Raw genomic sequence first — 22,201 nt, forward strand, 5'->3', positions numbered from 1 at the left:
TCGGTTCGGCGTTAAAATCCGCCCGGTCCGGTTCACATTCTTGAGGATGATCCAGGTATGTCCACGCTCGACACTTCCCTGCAAGACACCGCCGCGCCTGACGGTGTTTGTTACGGCTGCGGCGGCAGCAATCCGCACGGGCTGCAGATCAAGAGCTTCTGGCATGAGGACGGCGAGCATGTCATCGCCGAGCACATGCCGGAAGCCAGGTATTGTGGTTGGCCGGATCTGGTTTACGGTGGTTTGATCGCGATGCTGGTTGACTGCCATTCCAACTGGACGGCGATGGCCTATCACTACCGGGTGGAAAACCGCGAAGTCGCCAGCCTCCCGCGCATCAACTGCGTCACTGGCAACCTGGGCATCAAGTTCATCAAACCGACGCCGATGGGCGTCCCGTTGACCCTGCGTGCGAAAGTGGAAGGTGAAGTCGGACGCAAAACCCGCGTCATCTGCGAGGTCTACGCGGGGGGTGTGCTCACGGCTGTCGGGGACTCCGTTTTTGTGCGCGTCGATACCGAGCAACTGGCGGCGGTTGCACATGGCCGGTAGTTTGCTACCCTCTGCAAAAACCTGAGCGATTCAAGTCGGGCTACTTGGCTTTTCCTTGGTGCCGATTCCCTGTGCTGCAATGCCAACTGGAAAGACCTATGCCGTTAAAAACCCGCAATTTTATTCTTGAAGTCCTCGAAGACCTCGGCATCGGTGATTTCGCTGCCCGCCCCTTCGACTGCGCCTTCGAGTTGCTCGCCGCACCGCCCAGCCGCAAGCGCCTGATCGTGATCGGCTTCAACGGCTCCCTCGCCGACGACATCCACACCAATGCCGGCGCAGTACAGGCAGGCTACGAACAGCCCGAGTTTTCCAATGTCGCCCATGGCCTGAAAGGTGGCTGGGGTTCGACGCCCCTGCCCCGGCGATTGACCGAGTTGCCAACCACGCTTGGTTTTGACTGGCGCGACACCCTCTATACCAATGCGTTGCTGCTGTGCTCCGCTGATGCTGCGTCCATACAAAAAGCCGCGCGGCAATCTTCTGCGGCGAGCCTGGAATCGCTGACACGCAAATCAATGGATTTTTTCGAACGGGTGACAGTGCCGCTCGCGGAACCCGAGTTGATTATTGCTTACAGCAACGGCTTGGGAAGCCCATCGGCGGCCAGGATTCTGTGGGAGAGATTCGGGAATGAAGAGGCGCTGGATCACGTTGACACTTCTTCCTACCGGGCGACTTATGGCTTCACTGCAACCATCGGCAGCCGCAAGATTCCGGTCGTGGGGATTCGGCACATGTCCAGATTCGAGCCGAGCATTGAGGCAATCAAACTGGCCTGGGAGCGGCAAAAAACGTGCATCGGCAGTCAGCCAGGCCCGTGTTAACGTGCTCACACCCTCAATTTGAAGTCACACACCCATGTCCATCCCCGACAACCTTCTCGCTTTTACCTTCGCGGCCACGTTGCTGACACTGACGCCTGGGCTCGACACTGCGCTGGTCTTGAGAACCGCCACGGTGGAAGGCAAACAGCAGGCGCTTCGCGCTGCGTTGGGCATCAATGCGGGTTGCTTGTTGTGGGGCGCGGCCGTCGCCTTTGGTCTGGGCGCTTTGATTGCAGTCTCGGAACTGGCCTATGACCTCTTGAAATACTGCGGCGCCGCTTACCTGGCGTGGCTTGGATTGAACTTGCTGTTGAACCCGCGCAGCGCTCTGTCGCCCGTCGAAACGGGCGCGACGCTTGCGGCCAACTGGTTCCTGAAGGGCATGACCGGGAATGTCCTCCACCCGAAGATCGGCATTTTATACGTGTCTTTTCTCCCGCAGTTCATTCCGCAAGGACAGCCACTGGTTGCCTGGACATTTGGTCTGGTCAGCATCCATGTGGTGATCGGATTGATCTGGTCAACGATGCTGATTGGCGCGACTCGACCCCTCGCCGGCATTCTGAGGCGTGAAAAGGTGATCAAGTGGATGGATCGCACGACGGGCATGATTTTTGTTCTGTTTGCCGCTCGTTTGGCCTTTAGCAAGCGCTGAGGGGGCAGGGTCCGTAATCCGCCGATGAACGATACGCAAAATGGCAAGGCTCGATGAAATCGGGCCTTGCCATTCAACCTTGTCGAGCCCGCCGTTTACAGGTCGGTGATTTCCTTGTGGCTTGGCACCAGCAGTTTCATCACGCTCCACGCCACCAGATAGGCCACCGCACAGATGGCGAACATGATCATGTAGCCGGAGTAAACATCGTTGATCGATTTGTAATGGTCGAACACCCAGCCGCCGACCTTGGTCATTGCTACGCCGCCCATGCCGCCTGCCAAACCGCCAATGCCGACCACCGAAGCGATGGATTTTTGCGGGAACATGTCGGACACGGTGGTGAAGATGTTGCACGACCACGCCTGATGCGCTGACGCGCCTACGCCAATCAACAGCACCGGCACCCAGAAGCTGATGTAACCGAAGGGCTGCGCCAGCAGTACCAGCAGCGGGAAGAAAGCGATCACCAGCATGGCTTTCATACGACCGTCATACGGTGCGTCGCCGCGAGCCATGAAGTAGCCGGGGAACCAGCCACCGCCAATGCTGCCCACCATCGTCATGCTGTACAACACGGCCAGCGGCCACACGATGGCCTGGCCTTTCATTCCGTATTGCGCCGACAGATACGTCGGAAGCCAGAACAGGAAGAACCACCACACGCCGTCAGTCATGAATTTACCGAAGGCAAAAGCCCAGGTCTGGCGGTAGGTCAGCAACTTGAACCACGATACTTTTTTCTCGGCGACGCCCGGCTCCGGGGTAGCGACCGACTGCGCATCACTACGGATGTAGGGCAGTTCCTGCGCCGAGAGACGTTTTTGCTTTTCAGGTTTCTCGTACAGCGCAATCCACACGGTCACCCAGACGAAGCCCAGCATGCCGATCACGATGAACGCCGCTTCCCAACCCCACAGGCCGGCAATCAGCGGTACGCAGATCGGTGCCACGATCGCGCCCACGTTGGCGCCGGAGTTGAAGATACCGGTGGCGAGGGAGCGTTCCTTCTTCGGGAAGTATTCGGCAGTGGCCTTGATCGCGATCGGAAAGTTACCCGCTTCGCCTATCGCCAGCACCGCGCGGGACAGCATGAAGCCTGCGATCGACACCGAGATGACGGCCAGTCCGAACGCGCCGAACACGGCCGCGATGCCCTCGCCCATCGGCACTGAGAAGACATGCATCATACGACGCAGGCAATGCCGCCTGACAGCACTCAGCCGTCGGGTATTGGCAGTGGGTATTTAAAAATCAGATAGTCGTACGACAACGCATATCATCACGCATGAGGGGACCGGCTGCTCCTACAGGTCTTACTTGACCAGCCGCGTTTCCTTGGACGGCCTGTACCCGAAATACGAGCTATAGCACTTGCTGAAATGACTCGGCGACACAAACCCACACGCCACCAGCACATCCACCTGGGACAGCTCCGTATGCTGGAGCAGTCGACGCGCCTCGGTAATCCGCAGCTCCATGTAATAGCGCTGCGGCGTGGTGCCGAGTTGCTCCTTGAACAAACGCTCCAGCTGTCGACGAGAACGATCTGCATAGACCGCCAGTTGCTCCAGCTCCAGCGGCTCTTCAAGGTTGGCGTCCATCAGCTTCACCACCTCGCGCAAGGGAGCGCTCACGCAGACATTTTCCGTCGGTTTGATGCGCCGGTAGCGGGACTCTTCGAACGCGAGGATGTCTTCGATACCCTCGACGAGCGCCTTGTCGTGCAAGCCCTTGATCCAGTCCAGCGCCATGTGGAAGGCACCTGATGGACTGGACGCCGTGAGCCGGTCCCGGTCGATGACAAAAGGCTCGCTGGTGACGTGCGTGGCCTTGGCAATTTCCGCGAGCGCGGGGCGATGTTCGGGGTGAATCGCGCAACGGTAACCGTCGAGCAAACCGGCGATCCCGAGGAACCATGCGCCATTCCACAATCCAGCCAGGCTGACACCCTGGTCGGCGGCCGCTCTCAACAGACTGATCAACTCGTCAGTCGCCTTCAGCTCGGTTCTGTAGCCACCACAAATGACCAGCAGATCGAGGTCGTGAACCACGGAGTAATCGATGCGCGCATCCGGCCGAATGACCAGCCCCAGATCGCTGACGACTTCCCCGTCGTTCAAGCCGAACGTGCGGGACGAAAACAGTTTGGGTCGTAGCAGATTCGCGGTGACGATCGTATCCAGCGCCTGGGTAAAAGCAGGCAGCGAGAAATGTTCGAGCAGCAAAAAGCCTGTCCGTGTCATTTGAACAGGCTCGTTGGGGTTGTCGTTCAGATAGCGAAGATTCTTCCCCTTCATGCCTCCGCTAAATTGGCGTCGTTCGATCAATGTGTGTGGCACTCGGTTGCGTTAACGGACAGGGAGTCTGGTACATCAGGATATCGCAAAACGGTCTACGCTCCTCCAATCGGTTCCTCTGGAGACAGCGCCATGATTCGCACCTTGCTCGCGGCTTCCCTGCTTCTGACGCAAAGCCTTCCGTCCCATGCCGGTGCTGGCGATCGGTGAGGAAAAATCCTTTGGCAACAACGAAGTCATTGTCATGCGCAACGCTGCGGACAAGGTCACGGAAGTGGTGATTCCGGGGGCAGGACATTGGCTGATGGAAGAAGCGCCCACGCAGACCATTCGAGCGATTCGCGACTTTTTGCAATGACAGCCTGTAGCAGATCAAAAACGAATTGAACCCCGCGCGTCATGGTGTTTTCGAAACTTTATCAGCGCTGCCCCCTGATCCGGCAAGGCGCCATTGCAGAGGAAACCCCGATGAACAGTAGAGATCTGCTTCTGATCGCCAGCCTCAGCCCCACCCTGGTTTTCGCTGAAGGCTGCGACGTACTGACCCGCTCCCAAAGTCCTTCCGTGCCCGTGGTCGAATCCCATAGTTGCTATGAGTACGAAGGCATGCCGGTAAATTCCATCGATTGGTCATGCAGCAATGAAAGCAAGGAAATGATGACCAGCACCAAGAAAAAGGTCGAACAGTGCGACGATCATTATCAGGCCACCTGCATCGCGACCTTGACTCAGGAGTCGCTGGCCAATCCTCATTCCACCAGTAAGGACAAGAACGCCAAGTCGCTCAACATTCCCGACAGTGCTCAGGTCACGACGTATTACTACGACGCCGAGCACTTGAGCCAGGTGAAGATTGATTGTGAGTCGGGCGGTGGGCACTGGAAAGCGAAATAGCAATGAGACATGAGGGTGATATTTACGTGATTTATCTTGGCGACGCCGAGCAATTCCTGAAGTGGAAAGGTCAAGCCGAATTGAATACTGACTGGACACGGGTGAATGGCAACGTCCAGGTTTTTACGCTGAACTACCTGGCGAGCATCCTGCCTGCTGCCATTGCCGCTCACGCGTTCGGACAGCCAATGGCGTTCAAGGTAGCAGACGCTGCAACCATGAAGGCTGATCGAACTATTGTAACGCCCGAGATGATGGACAGTTTGCGCAAGGCGAGCAAAGAGCATCTGAACAAGCTCAATGCGCAGATCAAGGCGAACGAAGAGAAGACCAAGGAACTGTGCGGAGGCCGGGTCTGTGTTATCCGGAATAATACGACGCTCTACCGCACCGAGAAAACCAACCCGCCCATGTGGTACTACCAGGATGGCCGCCTGGCCCCTGAATCGGTATGGCCAAAATGAACATCGGATCAAGCCTTGCAAGTCTTGTTGCAGCGACCTGCATCTCGATGGGTGCCTCCGCCGAATCCCGGTTGACGCTGTGCAATGAAGACCCGACGGAGGATGTCAGCGCCGCCGTCATCTATCGGGTCACTGGTATAAAAAACTGTTTAATCTATTCGTTAATTCCGAGCCGGACACGAATTTCAAACTCCGCCTCTAGTCCCTCGCACCGCTGAACAATCGGCCTTAAGCAGTCGCTCGACACTGCATCTGCCCACCGCTTAAAGTGCCGTCCCTTCATCAGTGGATCGCCACCAAAAATGACTGATACGTACCAAGGCAGTTGCCTTTGCGGTGCCGTCCAATACCAACTCCGGTCACGCCCCAAAGCAGTTTCGCACTGCCATTGCAGCCAATGCCGCAAAAGCCATGGAGCCGCATTTGCGAGCTACGGCAGTGTGTTGCGTGGCGACTTTGATCTTGTACGGGGTGACGATGACATTCGGTCTTACCCGTCCTCTGAATCTGTCGAGCGCCAGTTTTGTACTCACTGCGGTTCGTCGCTCTTCTGGTCAAATAGCCAGGGCGAATACTCCGATTGGATATCCATAGCCCTTGGTACGCTGGACACGGCCTTCACCAGCGACAAACAGAAACATGTCGAGGTGACGTCCAAGGCGCCATGGCATGAAATTCAGGATCACTGGCCGCAGTCTTGATAACCGCTTTGAGGTCACTCCCAGCGTCAATCCACAACGAACAACCTGGCACCGATGGTGCTGAATGATCGATGCCCCTCAGCATTGCTACCCACCTGGTAGCTCATCCCGGCGGTGAGCGTGAACTGGCGACCATCCTCCAGCTCCGTGTGCAACTCGCCTTCCAGGCACAACAGGATATGACCTCTCCAGCACCAGTGATCGGCCAGATAGCCGGGACTGTATTCAACCATCCGCACGCGCGTCGATCCGAACTGGCAGGTTCGCCACCAGGCGGTGCCCGTTTGTCCAGCATGCTGGACAGTTTCGACAGTCGACCAATCAGTCGTACCAAAGGGAACAGCCGTCAGATCCATGGTTGCCTCATCAATCAAAGAGTGTCTGTAGACCGTAGCCATCCAGCGACACTCTCGATAGACACAGATGCATCGCATTTATGAGATACAGGCGCCCCCTCAAGCGTGAAGGCCAGAGGCAATCACGCTCGCATACACCGCTCGGTCGACATTCCCGCCGGACAGAATCACCCCGACCCTTTTGCCTTCCATCGTTTCACGCTCCTGAATAAGCGCTGCCAGGGCCGCCGCACCTGCCCCTTCAGCAAGGTTGTGGGTATCGGTGTAATACACGCGCATGGCCTCGGCAATCTGGCTGTCACTGACGGATACGATTCGCGCCGCCGCTGCCCCGTAGATGGCGAAAGCCTCGGGAACTGGCCTGCGCACGGCGAGGCCGTCCGCAAAGGTATTCGCCGAGGTGGTTTCGCACAGGGCACCAGCCTCAAACGATAACTTTGCAGCCGCAGCCTCTGTGGAAACCACACCCACCACTTGGGTGTTCAAGCCCAGCGCGTCGCGGGCGGCGATCACCCCACAAATCCCTGAGCCACAGCCAATCGGCACGTAGACGGTATCCAGGTCCGGCGCAGCGTTGAACAGCTCCAGCGCGTACGTGGCCACGCCTTTGACCAATTCGGTATGGAATGGCGGCACAAGGTAGAGGCCATGCACTTGCGCCAGGCGTGCAGCCTCTTCACGGGCATCATCGAAATCGCGGCCATACTCAACCACTTCGCCGCCGAAGCCGCGCATGGCATTGTTTTTTTCCAGCGAATTGCCTTCCGGCACTACGATCAACGCTCGCAAACCCTGCGCGCTTGCAGCCAGCGCCAGGCTCTGGCCATGGTTGCCGCGGGTAGCGGAAACAATGCCCTTCACGCCTGGGTGCTCGCGTTTGAGCCAGTGCATGAAGGTAATGCCGCCGCGCACCTTGAAAGCCCCCGTCGGCGAGTGGTTTTCATGCTTGACCCACACCGTGCAACCCAACCGCTCCGCCAGCAAGGGCCAAGGGTACTGCGCGGTGGCGGGCATGACCTGGTACACATGGCGAGCCGCTTGTTCGATATCGTCGCGAGTCAGTCTATTCATGAAGCAGCCTCCTGAGGTTTTGCCCAGTCTAGGCATGGGTGCACTGCGCTGGCTTTCAAAAAACTGACCTGACTTTTGTGCTCGCTCTTCTCTACTATGGCGCTCATGAACCATCGAAACAGCCTGCAGCCATCGCTCGTTCCTGAACCGGTCCGCCGTGCCGAGGCAGGGCCTTGGGCGATCGAATTGTTGCCCGGCTCCGCCTACGCAGCCCGATATGTAGCGACCCATGCGGCGATCGGTTTTGCCTTCGACAGCCAGCGAGGCCTGCACGCGATCGGCAGCGACCGGGTGCACCCCTTCGTTGCCACGCCCAATAGCCTGGCGTTCGTCCCGGCCGGTTGTGACGTGTTGTCCGAGTCATCCAAAGGCGGTGAGTACCTGCGGGTCATACACACCGCGGGTATGGAATGGATGGGGGATCGTGCCTTCAACAATCGCATTGATCCGCAGGCCATTACCCTCGCGTTGCGAATGCGTAGCGCCCTGTTGCGTGCCTCGCTGGATGACGATTGGGAGGCCTGGGCACTCGCCCTGGCTGAACGGGCGAAGGGGCACGACGCGTTGTCTGCACCGCTCCAGGGGTCTATCACCCACAGCCGGATGCGCCTGCTCGATGAATTTATTGACGCTGGCCTTGAGGGCCCGCTCAGTGTGCAGGCGATGGCAGGATTGCTTGAATTGTCCGAAGGCTATTTCATGCGGGCATTCAAGAACGCGACGGGCAAAAGCCCGCATAGCTACCTGATCGACCGACGACTCGCCAAGGCCCGTGCCCGTCTGCGCGATTCAACAGCCAGCCTGCCGGAGATCGCCCTCTCCTGCGGCTTCAACTCCCAGGCGCACATGGCGACCGCCTTCAAGCAACGCCTTGGCGTGAGTCCGGCGCAGTTGCGTAAAGGTTAAAGGTCCGTTCAGGGCCAGGTTATCGGATAGCAGGCATTTGTAATGCACGGCGTTGCTCGGCAGAATCGCCTCCCGATCCGGCCAAAGGTGCCGGACGTTCGTGGTGAAAAGGGGCTGCAGTTGAACCAACAGACATTGTCCATGCGCCTGGAGCGCGTGGCGGCGCAGGTGCCAGCAGGTGCGCGCCTGGCCGATATCGGCTCGGATCATGGCTACCTGCCGGTGGCGTTGATGCGCCGTGGCGCCATCACAGCGGCGGTGGCCGGCGAGGTGGCAGAGACGCCGTTCCGCTCGGCCGAACGCACCGTGCGCGAGAACGGCCTGGAACAGCGGATCACCGTGCGCCTGGGCAATGGCTTGGCGGCGATCGAGCCGGGAGACGGAATCACGGCGATCAGCATCTGTGGCATGGGCGGCGAGACGATCCGCGATATCCTCGACAGCGGCAAGGCGCGCCTGAGCGGCCAGGAGCGCCTGATCCTGCAGCCCAACGGCGGCGAGCAGCCACTGCGCCAATGGCTGATGGAAAATGGCTACCAAATCCTCTTCGAAGAGGTGCTGCGGGAAAACCGCTTCGACTACGAAATCATCGTCGCCGAGCGCACCGGGTCGGTGACATACACCCCCGAGGAGCTGTACTTCGGCCCGCTGCAGATGAAAAAACGCAGCCCGGCGTTTCTGGTCAAGTGGCAGCGCATCCTGCGCCATAAGCAGCAGACCCTGACCCACTTCGCCCGAGCGCGGCAGGCCGTGCCCGAGGAGAAGATGCAGGACGTCGCCCGGCAGGCCCGGTGGATCACCGAACTTCTGGCTTGAGCCCGTTACAGATGTTTTATTCCCTGTCTTTCGTCGAACGGATGAGATTGCCCCGTAGTTTCACAATGGCCTTCTGCATTTGCACGAAATCGTCAGGATCAAGACCGGTTTGCGGGAAACCATCTTCCGTGAGGCCTTCACGCAGTTTTCGCCCTTCTTTTGTGAGGCTGATCCGCACCTGGCGTTCATCTTCCGGGTCGCGCTGGCGCAGTAGATAACCCATCGCTTCCAGCTTCTTCAGGATCGGCGTGAGGGTGTTGGATTCGAGAAACAGCTTTTCGCCGAGGCTGCCCACGGTCTGGTTGTCTTCTTCCCACAACGCAACGAGGGTGATGTATTGCGTATAGGTCAGTCCCAGCCGTTCGAGCATTGGCTTGTAAGCCTTGCCGAAGGCGAGGTTGGAGGAATAGACCGCAAAACACAGGAATTCGGAAAGCTTCAGGTCGAGGGCGGCTGTCTTGTCGGTGGTTTTCATGGGCATTCTCTTTGGCCGGTCTTGCAAGCCTGAAACTATACGTCGTATGCGATGGTGTCGGAAGTGCTCAAACCATCGACAATTGCGGCGCGGGCGTTCCAGACTTGTCGCAACCGACGGCCGGTTTACCGGGATGAACCTGGTGAACCGGCCGTGGCGTGCGTTACTCAGTGCGGACGTTCAGGGCGACGTCAATGTTGCCGCGTGTTGCCTTGGAGTATGGGCAGATTTGATCAGCGTTATGAGCCAGTTCAGTCGCGACTTTGTGATCCAGACCCGGCACGCTCAGAGTCAGGCGGGCCTGCAGGAAATAGGCCGGACCGGTCTGGCCCAGATCAACTTCGATGTCGACGGCCGTATCGGCCGGCAGTGTCACTTTCATCTGCTGGGCGGCCAGACCCACCGCAGCGATGTAGCAGGCCGACCATGCCCCGGCAAACAATTGCTCGGCTTTCGGGTGCGGCTGGACGGCGGTGAGCTCGTGTTCCGGTTTGGCGCTGCCGGGCGACGACAGCGTTATGTCGAGGCTACCGTTATGGCCGCGCGACGTGGTGCCGGCGCTGCTGTGGGTGGTGTGGGTTTTGCCGGTGACCAGTACTTTTTCAATCTTGCTCATGATCATTCCCTCAGGCTTGCAAGTTATACGCGCGCGCTTGTATCGCATGCGATACTAATGACACATCCAGAAATCACGCCGTAATTACGCTCAGGACAACGTCGATATTGCCGCGTGTAGCTTTGGAGTATGGGCAGATGGAATCGGCGATGTGCGCCAGTTCGGTCGCGACATCGTGTGCCAGCCCCGGCACGCGCAGGGTCAGTCGGGCCTGAAGGAAATAGGCTGGACCAGTCTGGCCCAGGTCGACCTCGATGTCGACGGCCAGATCTCCCGGCAACACGATGTTGCGCTCCTGAGCCACCAGGCCGACCGCCGCGGTGTAGCAGGCCGACCATGCCCCGGCGAACAGTTGCTCGGCTTTCGGATGCGGCTGGGTGGCGGCGAATACGTGGGCCGGCTGGACGGAACCGGGTGACGACAGTTCGATATCGAGGTTACCGCCATGGCCACGCAAGGTATTGCCGGCAGCGCTGAGGGAGGTGTGGGTTTTGCCGGTAGCCAGTACTTTTTCAATTTTGCACATGGATGCTTCCTCGGAATTTAATTATTGTGCGCGATACAATCGCATACGTCATTTATGCACTTAAAAAAGACAACGTTTAATCAATCGGCTGGTGCAGTGATCCAGTTGTTGCCGTTATGGCCATGGGAAGCGTGATCGGCAGAGATAGACATTTTGTGGCTGCTTCCGGTGTTCATGGCTGAATCTCCAAACGGCAAGGTGGTGATGATTTATGATCGCTATCGATTAGATCGTACACGATGTATAAATATTCGATCAAAAGGCCCAAGGTGTCAAAGATTATTTTAGGTCTCGACGACGAGCGGTAGGTGCGGAGTCGCGGTCCTTGGTCATCCAATCACGCTCGCAGTGTTAGCGAGGAGCCCCTTCTGCATCACGCCGATGAAAACCGCTTTCGATAATCACTCGGCCCCACCCCCAGACGCCGCATAAATACCCTTCTGAACCCGTCCGTATTGGCATAGCCCACTGTATCCGCCAAGCGCTTGAAATGATTCGACGAGGACAGACATCATGCGCATAACCGGAATACGGCTCTCAACCTCAACCTACCGTCTAATCTGATAAGTACACGACTACACACACGCTGCTAGCCGCCTCTTGCAGGAAAACGCCATGACCGGAAAAACAGCACGTCAATGCTCGTCATGGATCCTGCCCTCCCTGCTCGCCATCAACCTGGTAATGATGGCGGGATGTTCAGGTAAATCGGTCACTCCTCGCTATTCGGCCTCAAACGTTGGCTCAAGCTGTTATGCCAAAGCACTGCCGACTTCCGGTGAGGGCGGCCTCGCTTGGGGAGACACCTTGAACATGGCGCGCCAGAAATCCCTGAGTAACTGCATTCGCTATGCCGGCCGCTCCGGTGGCACGCCGGATACCTGCCAGGTGGTGTTGGCCGAGTGCAGAAACTAGGCGTGCAGTCATGTGCGTTTGAGCTTTTTTTGGGGAGCGCATTTCTGCAACGACGCATGACGGGGTAGCAAGAGAATCCCGCCCTCCCCGTTTCCCTCGCCAAAAAACAAAATCGCCATGTGTTTCCTTCGTTCTTCTATGCGTCGCAGTTCTTCACTGCCCGTTCCTGTCCGTCTGGAGTTTCTCAATGCCCTCGTCCAAATCCTTGCCCACTGCGCTGCTGGGCCTGGCCCTTGTTTGTCCGGCCATGGCCGATGCCGAGGGCCTGGAACTTGGACAAGTGCTGATCGGGGCTGAGGATCGGAGCGGCGAAGACGCGTCGGTCGAGGACGCCAAGGCACGCCTTGCCGAAGTGCCCGGCGGCACCAATGTGGTTGACCTGCGCCGCCCCCTGCAGGGCCGCGTGGCCAGCAACCAGGATGTGTTGGCTTATCAGCCGGGGGTCTATGCCCAGTCTGCGGGCAACGAAGGGGTCAAGGTCTCGATCCGCGGATCGGGAATCAACCGTGCACCGGGCGCCCATGCTTCGGGTTTGTACAGCATGCTCGACGGTCTGCCGCTGACCGGCCCGGGCGGCACGCCCTACGAATTGCTGGAGCCGCTGTGGCTCGACCACGTGGAAGTGCTGCGCGGCGCCAACGGTTTCGACCGGGGCGCGCTGGCCTTGGGCGGGGCGATCGATTACGTCAGCCACACCGGCTACAACGCACCGCGGTTGCAGGTGCGCTATGCCACGGGCAGCCACGGTTATCAGCAGCGTCAGGTCAGCTCCGGGCAGGTGCTGGGCGATTTCGACTACTACGTGGCCATGACCGACGCGAGTTCCGATGGCTATCAGGACCACACCGCCAGCGAGAGCCAGGGCGTCATCGCTAACTTCGGCTATCGCTTCAACCCGAACCTGGAAACGCGTTTCTATCTGCGCTATCGCCAGACCGACAACGAGCTCGCCGGGCGGGTGACCAAACGCTCCATCGAGCACGACTCACGGGCGGCCAACCCCGCTTACGTGGCACGGGATGACAGCCGTGAACAACCGGGCAGCACCTTTATCGGCAACAAGACCACCTACTACATCGATGACGATTCGAGCGTTCAGACCGGCCTTGTCTACCACGACTATCCCATGGACTTGCGTGAGGGGCCCAACCGCCTGAAGGTCGCGTACACGGATGTCAGCGGCACGTTCGACTACAAGCGTCGCGACACACTCTGGGGGCTGGAAAGCCGCAGTACTCTGGGCCTGCGAGTGACCAAGCACCTGCCCAATGCCGGCGCTAGCGAATCGGTGCGCATCCCCACCGGCAACACCGCCCGCTACGCGCCAGGCACACCCATTCGCAACTTCACCTATCAGGGCTCGGACACCGTCCTGCATATGGGCAACGACCTGGAGATCGCCGACGACCTGTGGCTGACGACCGGCCTCGCCGCTATCTACACCCGCCGCGAAAGCGCCGTGACCTACCCGCAAGAAGGTGGCAAGACCAGCCTGAACGACTGGGACTATGCCCCACGTTTAGGCCTGCGCTACCAACTGACACCGGACGTGCAAGTGTTCGGAAATCTCAGCCGCTCGGTCGAAGCGCCACACCCGTGGTCGCTGATCTACAGCTCCAACATTCGATTCCCGGCAGGCAGCGGCGTTGCCACAGGTGCTCAGCGCGATCCGATCAAGCTGAAAAACCAGACCGCGACCACCCTGGAAATCGGCGGCCGCGGCGACAGCGCGATGGGGCAATGGAGCCTGGCCTGGTACTTCGCCCAAGTGCGTGACGAATTGCTCTCGGTATTGCCGGATGCCAACGCCACCACGCCTTACGAACTGAACGCCAGCCCCACCGTGCACCAGGGCGTGGAAGCCAGCCTGCAAAGCAACCTGTGGTCGCGGGACGATGGCGGCCAACTGAGCCTGCTCCAGAGCTACACCTTCAGTGATTTCCACTACCGCGACGACGATCGCTTCGGCGACAACCGCCTGCCGGGCCTGCCGATGCACTACTATCAGGGCGAGTTGCGCTACGACTGGCCACAAGGCTTTTTCACTGCACTCAACACGCAGTGGGCGTCGAGGGTTGCGGTGGATTATGCCAACAGCTATTACGCCGATCCCTACGCGCTGTTCGGCGCGACCTTGGGTTACAACGCGCCCAAGGGCGACTGGCAAACCTGGCTGGACATACGCAATCTGACTGACAAGCACTATGCCGCCACCGTCACTCCGGGCTATGACGACAAAGGGCTGGACGCAGCACGATCCACGCCGGGCGAGGGTTTGGGGGTGTATGTCGGGGTATCGTGGAGTTTGCTCTGAGATTTTGCACGCAGGCTCATCGACGGGCTGAGGCAAAAGCAGCGGCCTTACAAAAGCGTACAGGATGACTGGCCCAGATTGAGTTTGACCATCGCATATGGATAATCGTATATTCGATTATCCATATATACTTGCTCGTCTGAAAAGAGTCACCATGCGCGTTCTGTTCATGTGCACCGCCAACAGCTGCCGCAGCATCCTGTCCGAAGCGATGTTCAATCATCTTGCGCCGCAAGATTTCCAGGCGATCAGCGCTGGCAGCTTCCCCAAGGGGCAGGTTCTGCCGCGCAGTCTTGCGACGTTGCAGGAGGCCGGCATCGCGATTGACGGTTTGAGCAGTAAAGGCAACGACGCCTTCGAAGCCAATCCCCCGGACATTGTCATCACCGTCTGCGACAAGGCCGCCGGCGAGGCATGCCCGGTCTACTTCGGGCCGGCCCTGAAAGCTCATTGGGGATTGGAAGATCCCTCCGAGGTGAAGGGCGACGAAACAGTCGTGACCGCCGCGTTCCACTCGACTCTGGCGCACATCGAGACACGCTGCCGGGCCTTCCTCGCCCTGCCCTTCGCCGAGCTTGATCGCGATGCCTTGAAGCGCGAACTCGATCGCATCAGCACCCTCTGACCGGAGCCCTCATGTCCCACGAACTGCCCAATCTCGACGCCTCCTTGTTTGAGTCGATGACTCGTGACGACACCCCACACAAGCCGCGAATCCTGCTGTTGTACGGATCGACCCGCCCGCGGTCATTCAGTCGTCTGCTGGTTGAAGAAGCCGCCCGATTGCTCGAACACTTCGGTGCAGAAACGCGGATCTTCAATCCATCGGGACTACCGCTACCGGATGACGCCCCAAACGATCACCCGAAAGTTCAGGAATTGCTCGAGCTGATGCAATGGTCTGAAGGACAGGTCTGGTGTTCACCCGAGCGCCACGGTTCGATGTCTGCCGTGTTCAAGGCGCAGATAGACTGGGTGCCGCTCGCAATAGGCGCCATTCGCCCGACCCAAGGGAAAACACTCGCTGTCATGCAAGTCAGCGGCGGCTCCCAGTCTTTTAACGTGGTGAATCAACTGCGCGTGCTGGGACGCTGGATGCGGATGTTCACCATCCCCAATCAGTCTTCCGTGCCGAAAGCCTATCTGGAATTCGACGAAGGCAATCGCATGAAACCGTCCTCACTCTATGATCGGGTGGTGGACGTCATGGAAGAACTGGTGAAGTTCACCCTGTTGCTACGGGATCGCCCGGATCTGGTCGACCGTTATTCAGAACGCAAGGAGTCGGCAGAAGAACTGACCCGGCGTGTCAATCAGCGGTCGATTTGAACCTCAGGCATCAGGGCTTGGATGCCTCATTTTTACCGTGACGAACATTTTGACGCGGTCGTGAATTTCCTGGAGTGCATGGCGAAAAGGCTCATGCCGTTCACTGCTCGCCGGATCTTCAAAATTCCACGTCTTCACTTCGTCAGAGATTGGCATCCTGTCTGCCTCTTCCGATGACTTGTCACACAGCGTGATGACGTAGTCGAACGGCTGACCTTCAAATTCGCTGATTGATTTACTGCGCAATCCGGTGGCGTCGACGCCGATATGTTCAAGCGAATCGAGCGTGCGCGGGTCGACTTCACTGGCTTCCAGCCCCGCGCTGAAGACCTCAAAGTGTTCGGAGTCGGTATGTCTGAGGAGAGCTTCCGCCATCAATGAACGAATGTCATTTCTAGCGCAGACGAACAGCACCCGGGATTTTTCAGTCATGAACAACGCCCCTCTCTCAAGACAGTCAACGGAACATCGGTTGCTGTTATTAGAGCAGTGATTGCGACGAAGGGAAGCCCTGGCCGATGGGAAGCAGGTGCAATCCAGTGCGGATCGAAGAACTGTCATGACGCTGTCATCTATTTACAGTAATACTGACTTCAACCCGTCGCGGGCTCTTTAACTTGCTGCCATTTCAGGCAGCTTTTTTTGCCTGCCGTTTTTGCCGTCTGAACCATCGATTAATCTCCGTGACCACAGGATTTAACGCGGGCGAAGAAGATGGTGAGTGAATCCGCCCGCACCTGTTTTTGAATCGAGTAGGAGGCGGTCTCACGACCGCCGTCCTCTCACCGTACGTACGGCTCCGTATACGGCGGTTCAGATTATGCGATTAAGCCGGTTTATCGTATCCAGTATCGAGACCAATCCGAGCCCATCCCAGAGCTTCTTTGGTAGCGCCTGATTCATATGTGGCGCTCCCGAACTCCACCAAGGGCCTCTGCCATTGAACGCTGAGTGGTAGGCGCGCTGCTCGTCGATCCCTAGGAGCATCAGGTTGCGTGCCCTCGCAGAGGGCCGTTTCCATTGCCGCTACAGAGCCCACCCAACTATCAGTTCTGCGCTTTGCTCATTTTGGTGAACAGCTCGGTCGGTACTTTCTTGCCGTTGGAGGTGAACTGGTTGGTGCGGAATTTGTAGACCTCGCCTTCGGAGAGGAAACCGTCGTTGTTGGTGTCCATCGCCTTGAACTCTTCAGCGCCTTGCGGGGCCACGGCAAGCAACTCTTTCAAAGAAACGCGGCCGTCGTGGTCGGTGTCAGTACGAGCGAAAGAAGCGTCGCCGCATTTGCCTTCACCGCACTTGCCTTCACCGGCCTTGGTGACCTTGGCGCCGGTTTCGCTGGCGCCGCACTTGCCTTCGCCACACTTGCCTTCACTGGTCTTTTCCGCCGCGGCGAGTTGGTAGCCTTGAGGCAGTGCGTCAGCGGCGAAGGCGGACGATGCGAGGTTCATGCAGCCAACCAGTGAAACAGCGATCAAGCCAATACGGGATTTGTTCGAGAGACTGGACATGGTTATTACTCCGGATACGGTGTGCGGCGAGGCCGCTTGGGGTCATGCCACTAGGGCGATAAGCCGTGGTGCGAGGTGCGTCTGCTTTCTCGCTAAGGCCAGGCTATTTGACTGCATCCGTGTTTCCCGGATGTATCCGTATCAAGGGGCATTTGTACACCAGCATCTGTACAGCGGGTCTGGATACACAGCGATACACCTGCCCCGCTCTTTTTATCCTGGCGGCCTGTAAGTCCCTGGATAATCCCGCATCAAACACATCCCTGTGGCGAGGGAGCTTGCTCCCGCCGGGCCGCGCAGATGCCCCAAAAGAGCCATACTGTTCAGCATGACCAGTGCAACCTTTCGCTTCTACGAGGAGCTCAACGATTTCCTGCCGGCCGAACGGCGGCGGCAGTCATTCACCTGCAAGTGTGCGCGAGGGGCGACCGTCAAGCACATGATCGAGGCGCTCGGGATACCACACACGGAGGTCGAGCTGGTGCTGCTGAACGGCGAGTCGGCGGGCTTCGAGCGGGTGATCTTCGACGATGACCGGCTGGCGGTGTATCCCAAGTTCGAAGCGCTGGACATCAGCCCGCTGCTGAAGGTTCGTGCGCAACCTTTACGGGTGCTGCGCTTCGTCGCTGATGCGCACCTGGGCGGGCTGGCCAGTCTGCTGCGCATGAGCGGCTTCGACACCCTCTACGACAATGGCTTCGAGGATGGCGAGATCGCTGAGATCGCTGCGCAGCAAGGACGCATCGTGCTAACCCGCGACCGCGATCTGCTCAAGCGGCGGATCATCAGCCACGGCTGTTACGTGCATGCCCTGAAACCGTCGCTGCAGCTGCGCGAATTGTACGAGCGCCTCGACCTGGCGCGTAGCGCGCGGCCATTTAGCCTGTGCCTGCATTGCAACCTGCCGCTGCACGAGATCAGCCCGGAACTGGCCCGGCCGCAGGTGCCGCCACACGTTGGCGCCCTCTATTCGCACTTCCTGCGCTGCGACGCCTGCCAACGGGTTTACTGGGAGGGTTCGCACTGGCGCGGCATGTGTGCACTGCTGGCACCTCTGCTGGACCGATAGCCGAGCGCATCGGGCCGGACCGGTTACTCGGGAATTCCGGTCACCGTATGCACTACGCGCATCGCACAAGGAGGTCGGGCCCCTTCGGGATCGAGCTGTTCGCATTTCTTCAGCAGCGGATAGGCATCGCTAAACTTCATGGCCGCTACCCGCTCGGCGTGCTGCTGTGAAACGAAGCACTGCTCGAACCGGTAGGCGGCATACACCTCGGGCAGCAGAGCCGGATTATCGTAGACCTCGTCGACGATACTCTTTAGCAGCTGGGACATCGGCCCATTGAGCCCTGGGGGAATCCTGGTGAGCAGATCGGCCTTGGCGATACCCGCCTGCCTGGCCTCGACAACCTGCTTCGATGCGCCCATGGACGCCTGCATCCCCTCCGGGAACGGACAACTGGACGCCCCCAATGCCGAGGCGGAAGCCATGCAACCCAGTAAAGTGAAAAAAGCTGCCATCCTTGTCATGGAACTCCCTCGCTTGAAGCCGGCATTGTCGAAAAGAAGCTGCGGATCTTAACCGGTGTCAGCTGGTGAGCTCAGGGGCAGCCGATGAGGCTGTCCATTTTTTTGCGCCACTTTCCTGCGGGCAAAACAAAACCCCTACCTGCATACGCAGATAGGGGTTTCGGAATTTAATCTTGACGATGACCTACTCTCACATGGGGAAACCCCACACTACCATCGGCGATGCATCGTTTCACTGCTGAGTTCGGGATGGGATCAGGTGGTTCCAATGCTCTATGGTCGTCAAGAAATTCGGGAGCCAGGTCGTTTACCTTTCGGTTCACGCTCCAGCGAATGGGTATGCGATAGTTTGTGCGTTGCTCTCGAACTTTCGGTTCGTCTCGTCTTCACACACCGCAATCTGGCCTCTTTCGAGTTCACAAATTGCTTGGGTGTTATATGGTCAAGCCTCACGGGCAATTAGTATTGGTTAGCTCAACGCCTCACAGCGCTTACACACCCAACCTATCAACGTCGTAGTCTTCGACGGCCCTTCAGGGGACTCAAGGTCCCAGTGAGATCTCATCTTGAGGCTAGTTTCCCGCTTAGATGCTTTCAGCGGTTATCTATTCCGAACATAGCTACCCGGCAATGCCACTGGCGTGACAACCGGAACACCAGAGGTTCGTCCACTCCGGTCCTCTCGTACTAGGAGCAGCCCCTCTCAAATCTCAAACGTCCACGGCAGATAGGGACCGAACTGTCTCACGACGTTCTAAACCCAGCTCGCGTACCACTTTAAATGGCGAACAGCCATACCCTTGGGACCGGCTTCAGCCCCAGGATGTGATGAGCCGACATCGAGGTGCCAAACACCGCCGTCGATATGAACTCTTGGGCGGTATCAGCCTGTTATCCCCGGAGTACCTTTTATCCGTTGAGCGATGGCCCTTCCATACAGAACCACCGGATCACTAAGACCTACTTTCGTACCTGCTCGACGTGTCTGTCTCGCAGTCAAGCGCGCTTTTGCCTTTATACTCTACGACCGATTTCCGACCGGTCTGAGCGCACCTTCGTACTCCTCCGTTACTCTTTAGGAGGAGACCGCCCCAGTCAAACTACCCACCATACACTGTCCTCGATCCGGATAACGGACCTGAGTTAGAACCTCAAAGTTGCCAGGGTGGTATTTCAAGGTTGGCTCCACGCGAACTGGCGTCCACGCTTCAAAGCCTCCCACCTATCCTACACAAGCAAATTCAAAGTCCAGTGCAAAGCTATAGTAAAGGTTCACGGGGTCTTTCCGTCTAGCCGCGGATACACTGCATCTTCACAGCGATTTCAATTTCACTGAGTCTCGGGTGGAGACAGCGCCGCCATCGTTACGCCATTCGTGCAGGTCGGAACTTACCCGACAAGGAATTTCGCTACCTTAGGACCGTTATAGTTACGGCCGCCGTTTACCGGGGCTTCGATCAAGAGCTTCGCGTTAGCTAACCCCATCAATTAACCTTCCGGCACCGGGCAGGCGTCACACCCTATACGTCCACTTTCGTGTTTGCAGAGTGCTGTGTTTTTAATAAACAGTCGCAGCGGCCTGGTATCTTCGACCGGCATGGGCTTACGGAGCAAGTCCTTCACCCTCACCGGCGCACCTTCTCCCGAAGTTACGGTGCCATTTTGCCTAGTTCCTTCACCCGAGTTCTCTCAAGCGCCTTGGTATTCTCTACCCAACCACCTGTGTCGGTTTGGGGTACGGTTCCTGGTTACCTGAAGCTTAGAAGCTTTTCTTGGAAGCATGGCATCAACCACTTCGTGTTCTAAAAGAACACTCGTCATCAGCTCTCGGCCTTAAGATCCCGGATTTACCTAAGATCTCAGCCTACCACCTTAAACTTGGACAACCAACGCCAAGCTGGCCTAGCCTTCTCCGTCCCTCCATCGCAATAACCAGAAGTACAGGAATATTAACCTGTTTTCCATCGACTACGCTTTTCAGCCTCGCCTTAGGGACCGACTAACCCTGCGTCGATTAACGTTGCGCAGGAAACCTTGGTCTTTCGGCGTGGGTGTTTTTCACACCCATTGTCGTTACTCATGTCAGCATTCGCACTTCTGATACCTCCAGCAAGCTTCTCAACTCACCTTCACAGGCTTACAGAACGCTCCTCTACCGCATCACCTAAGTGATACCCGTAGCTTCGGTGTATGGTTTGAGCCCCGTTACATCTTCCGCGCAGGCCGACTCGACTAGTGAGCTATTACGCTTTCTTTAAAGGGTGGCTGCTTCTAAGCCAACCTCCTAGCTGTCTAAGCCTTCCCACATCGTTTCCCACTTAACCATAACTTTGGGACCTTAGCTGACGGTCTGGGTTGTTTCCCTTTTCACGACGGACGTTAGCACCCGCCGTGTGTCTCCCATGCTCGGCACTTGTAGGTATTCGGAGTTTGCATCGGTTTGGTAAGTCGGGATGACCCCCTAGCCGAAACAGTGCTCTACCCCCTACAGTGATACATGAGGCGCTACCTAAATAGCTTTCGAGGAGAACCAGCTATCTCCGAGCTTGATTAGCCTTTCACTCCGATCCACAGGTCATCCGCTAACTTTTCAACGGTAGTCGGTTCGGTCCTCCAGTTAGTGTTACCCAACCTTCAACCTGCCCATGGATAGATCGCCCGGTTTCGGGTCTATTCCCAGCGACTAGACGCCCTATTAAGACTCGCTTTCGCTACGCCTCCCCTATTCGGTTAAGCTCGCCACTGAAAATAAGTCGCTGACCCATTATACAAAAGGTACGCAGTCACCCAACAAAGTGGGCTCCCACTGCTTGTACGCATACGGTTTCAGGATCTATTTCACTCCCCTCTCCGGGGTTCTTTTCGCCTTTCCCTCACGGTACTAGTTCACTATCGGTCAGTCAGTAGTATTTAGCCTTGGAGGATGGTCCCCCCATATTCAGACAAAGTTTCTCGTGCTCCGTCCTACTCGATTTCATGACCAAGAGATTTTCGCGTACAGGGCTATCACCCACTATGGCCGCACTTTCCAGAGCGTTCCGCTAATCTCAAAGCCACTTAAGGGCTAGTCCCCGTTCGCTCGCCACTACTAAGGGAATCTCGGTTGATTTCTTTTCCTCAGGGTACTTAGATGTTTCAGTTCCCCTGGTTCGCTTCTTAAGCCTATGTATTCAGCTTAAGATACCTAACTTATGTTAGGTGGGTTCCCCCATTCAGACATCTCCGGATCACAGTCTGTTTGCCGACTCCCCGAAGCTTTTCGCAGGCTACCACGTCTTTCATCGCCTCTGACTGCCAAGGCATCCACCGTATGCGCTTCTTCACTTGACCATATAACCCCAAGCAATCTGGTTATACTGTGAAGACGACATTCGCCGAAAATTCGCGATTAAACTCACAAATTTTACCTTAGCCTGATCCGTTACCAGTGAAAGTAACGTCCA

23 protein-coding genes, 2 rRNA genes and 3 pseudogenes are annotated in these 22,201 nt (G+C 57.6%); 14 read left to right on the top strand and 14 right to left on the bottom strand.

Translation table 11 applies throughout. The annotated features are described in order from the left end of the window. Positions 1-57 precede the first annotated feature (57 nt). The 3 genes from ACA066_RS15820 to ACA066_RS15830 all read left to right on the top strand — a co-directional run bounded on the left by ACA066_RS15820 (position 58) and on the right by ACA066_RS15830 (position 2,034). A complete protein-coding gene (locus ACA066_RS15820) occupies positions 58-552 on the top strand; it encodes a PaaI family thioesterase (protein ID WP_497695663.1) in 495 nt (164 codons plus the stop codon). Positions 553-650: 98 nt separating this feature from the next. Further along, positions 651-1,379, top strand: coding sequence for a hypothetical protein (locus tag ACA066_RS15825; RefSeq protein ID WP_497695664.1), 729 nt, complete (start codon positions 651-653; stop codon positions 1,377-1,379). A gap of 34 nt (positions 1,380-1,413) precedes the next feature. After that, positions 1,414-2,034, top strand: a complete 621-nt coding sequence (locus tag ACA066_RS15830) for a LysE family translocator (RefSeq protein WP_497695665.1) — start codon at positions 1,414-1,416, stop codon at positions 2,032-2,034. Between the two features lie 95 nt (positions 2,035-2,129). On the opposite strand, the pseudogene ACA066_RS15835 reads toward ACA066_RS15830, so the two are convergent. Both ACA066_RS15835 and ACA066_RS15840 read right to left on the bottom strand, forming a co-directional pair. After that, positions 2,130-3,224 (bottom strand): annotated as a pseudogene (locus ACA066_RS15835) (MFS transporter); the annotation flags it as partial. Between the two features lie 126 nt (positions 3,225-3,350). Further along, a complete protein-coding gene (locus ACA066_RS15840; RefSeq protein WP_497695666.1) occupies positions 3,351-4,364 on the bottom strand; it encodes a GlxA family transcriptional regulator in 1,014 nt (337 codons plus the stop codon). Positions 4,365-4,521: 157 nt separating this feature from the next. On the opposite strand from ACA066_RS15840, the pseudogene ACA066_RS15845 reads away from it, so the two are divergent. The 4 genes and pseudogenes from ACA066_RS15845 to ACA066_RS15860 form a co-directional block, all read left to right on the top strand. Then, positions 4,522-4,692, top strand: a pseudogene (locus ACA066_RS15845) (alpha/beta fold hydrolase); the annotation flags it as partial. 110 nt (positions 4,693-4,802) lie between these two features. Next, complete coding sequence (locus ACA066_RS15850; protein ID WP_497695667.1) at positions 4,803-5,228, top strand: hypothetical protein; 426 nt, start codon at positions 4,803-4,805, stop codon at positions 5,226-5,228. Positions 5,229-5,254: 26 nt separating this feature from the next. Continuing rightward, positions 5,255-5,692, top strand: coding sequence for a hypothetical protein (locus tag ACA066_RS15855; RefSeq protein WP_497695668.1), 438 nt, complete (start codon positions 5,255-5,257; stop codon positions 5,690-5,692). Positions 5,693-5,994: 302 nt separating this feature from the next. Further along, positions 5,995-6,393, top strand: coding sequence for a GFA family protein (locus tag ACA066_RS15860; RefSeq protein WP_497695669.1), 399 nt, complete (start codon positions 5,995-5,997; stop codon positions 6,391-6,393). Positions 6,394-6,419: 26 nt separating this feature from the next. Here the strand turns inward: ACA066_RS15860 and ACA066_RS15865 are convergent, their stop codons facing one another. Continuing rightward, positions 6,420-6,749, bottom strand: coding sequence for a DHCW motif cupin fold protein (locus ACA066_RS15865; protein WP_497695670.1), 330 nt, complete (start codon positions 6,747-6,749; stop codon positions 6,420-6,422). A 99-nt stretch (positions 6,750-6,848) separates the two neighbouring features. Further along, entirely contained in the window at positions 6,849-7,820 is a 972-nt protein-coding gene (locus ACA066_RS15870) for a threonine dehydratase (protein ID WP_497695671.1), read from the bottom strand. Between the two features lie 96 nt (positions 7,821-7,916). On the opposite strand from ACA066_RS15870, the gene ACA066_RS15875 reads away from it, so the two are divergent. Next, on the top strand, positions 7,917-8,726 hold the full coding sequence (locus ACA066_RS15875) for a helix-turn-helix transcriptional regulator (RefSeq protein WP_497695672.1): 810 nt from the start codon (positions 7,917-7,919) through the stop codon (positions 8,724-8,726). Positions 8,727-8,846: 120 nt separating this feature from the next. Further along, positions 8,847-9,542, top strand: coding sequence for a tRNA (adenine(22)-N(1))-methyltransferase (locus ACA066_RS15880; protein WP_497699887.1), 696 nt, complete (start codon positions 8,847-8,849; stop codon positions 9,540-9,542). Between the two features lie 16 nt (positions 9,543-9,558). Here the strand turns inward: ACA066_RS15880 and ACA066_RS15885 are convergent, their stop codons facing one another. From ACA066_RS15885 to ACA066_RS15900, 4 genes are all read right to left on the bottom strand, one after another. Further along, positions 9,559-10,017 (bottom strand): MarR family winged helix-turn-helix transcriptional regulator, encoded by a 459-nt coding sequence (locus ACA066_RS15885; RefSeq protein ID WP_497695673.1) that lies wholly within the window; start codon positions 10,015-10,017, stop codon positions 9,559-9,561. 163 nt (positions 10,018-10,180) lie between these two features. After that, on the bottom strand, positions 10,181-10,633 hold the full coding sequence (locus ACA066_RS15890) for an Ohr family peroxiredoxin (RefSeq protein ID WP_497695674.1): 453 nt from the start codon (positions 10,631-10,633) through the stop codon (positions 10,181-10,183). 73 nt (positions 10,634-10,706) lie between these two features. Continuing rightward, positions 10,707-11,159, bottom strand: coding sequence for an Ohr family peroxiredoxin (locus tag ACA066_RS15895; protein WP_497695675.1), 453 nt, complete (start codon positions 11,157-11,159; stop codon positions 10,707-10,709). Between the two features lie 373 nt (positions 11,160-11,532). Then, positions 11,533-11,667 carry an AraC family transcriptional regulator gene (locus tag ACA066_RS15900; protein WP_497699888.1) on the bottom strand — a complete coding sequence of 45 codons (135 nt, stop codon included), beginning with the start codon at positions 11,665-11,667 and terminating at the stop codon, positions 11,533-11,535. Between the two features lie 107 nt (positions 11,668-11,774). On the opposite strand from ACA066_RS15900, the gene ACA066_RS15905 reads away from it, so the two are divergent. From ACA066_RS15905 to arsH, 4 genes are all read left to right on the top strand, one after another. Continuing rightward, positions 11,775-12,074, top strand: a complete 300-nt coding sequence (locus ACA066_RS15905; protein ID WP_497695676.1) for a hypothetical protein — start codon at positions 11,775-11,777, stop codon at positions 12,072-12,074. Between the two features lie 187 nt (positions 12,075-12,261). Next, entirely contained in the window at positions 12,262-14,388 is a 2,127-nt protein-coding gene (locus tag ACA066_RS15910; RefSeq protein WP_497695677.1) for a TonB-dependent receptor family protein, read from the top strand. Positions 14,389-14,542: 154 nt separating this feature from the next. After that, entirely contained in the window at positions 14,543-15,013 is a 471-nt protein-coding gene (locus tag ACA066_RS15915; RefSeq protein ID WP_497695678.1) for an arsenate reductase ArsC, read from the top strand. 11 nt (positions 15,014-15,024) lie between these two features. Next, positions 15,025-15,717: an arsenical resistance protein ArsH gene (gene arsH, locus ACA066_RS15920; protein ID WP_497695679.1), complete on the top strand. Its 693-nt coding sequence runs from the start codon at positions 15,025-15,027 to the stop codon at positions 15,715-15,717. Positions 15,718-15,720: 3 nt separating this feature from the next. Here the strand turns inward: arsH and ACA066_RS15925 are convergent, their stop codons facing one another. The 3 genes and pseudogenes from ACA066_RS15925 to ACA066_RS15935 form a co-directional block, all read right to left on the bottom strand. Next, positions 15,721-16,149, bottom strand: coding sequence for an arsenate reductase ArsC (locus tag ACA066_RS15925; protein WP_497695680.1), 429 nt, complete (start codon positions 16,147-16,149; stop codon positions 15,721-15,723). 381 nt (positions 16,150-16,530) lie between these two features. Further along, positions 16,531-16,743, bottom strand: a pseudogene (locus ACA066_RS15930) (group II intron reverse transcriptase/maturase); the annotation flags it as partial. 20 nt (positions 16,744-16,763) lie between these two features. After that, on the bottom strand, positions 16,764-17,225 hold the full coding sequence (locus ACA066_RS15935) for an HvfA family oxazolone/thioamide-modified RiPP metallophore (RefSeq protein WP_497695681.1): 462 nt from the start codon (positions 17,223-17,225) through the stop codon (positions 16,764-16,766). Positions 17,226-17,553: 328 nt separating this feature from the next. Here ACA066_RS15935 and ACA066_RS15940 point away from each other — a divergent pair, with 328 nt between their 5' ends. Next, complete coding sequence (locus ACA066_RS15940) at positions 17,554-18,294, top strand: Mut7-C RNAse domain-containing protein (RefSeq protein ID WP_497695682.1); 741 nt, start codon at positions 17,554-17,556, stop codon at positions 18,292-18,294. Positions 18,295-18,317: 23 nt separating this feature from the next. Here ACA066_RS15940 and ACA066_RS15945 read toward each other — a convergent pair whose 3' ends face one another. From ACA066_RS15945 to ACA066_RS15955, 3 genes are all read right to left on the bottom strand, one after another. Continuing rightward, entirely contained in the window at positions 18,318-18,656 is a 339-nt protein-coding gene (locus tag ACA066_RS15945; protein WP_497695683.1) for a hypothetical protein, read from the bottom strand. 273 nt (positions 18,657-18,929) lie between these two features. After that, positions 18,930-19,045: ribosomal RNA gene (gene rrf / locus ACA066_RS15950) — 5S ribosomal RNA — on the bottom strand. 151 nt (positions 19,046-19,196) lie between these two features. Next, positions 19,197-22,088, bottom strand: a 23S ribosomal RNA gene (locus tag ACA066_RS15955). Positions 22,089-22,201: the final 113 nt, after the last annotated feature.

This window comes from Pseudomonas sp. LBUM1651, assembly GCF_059716135.1.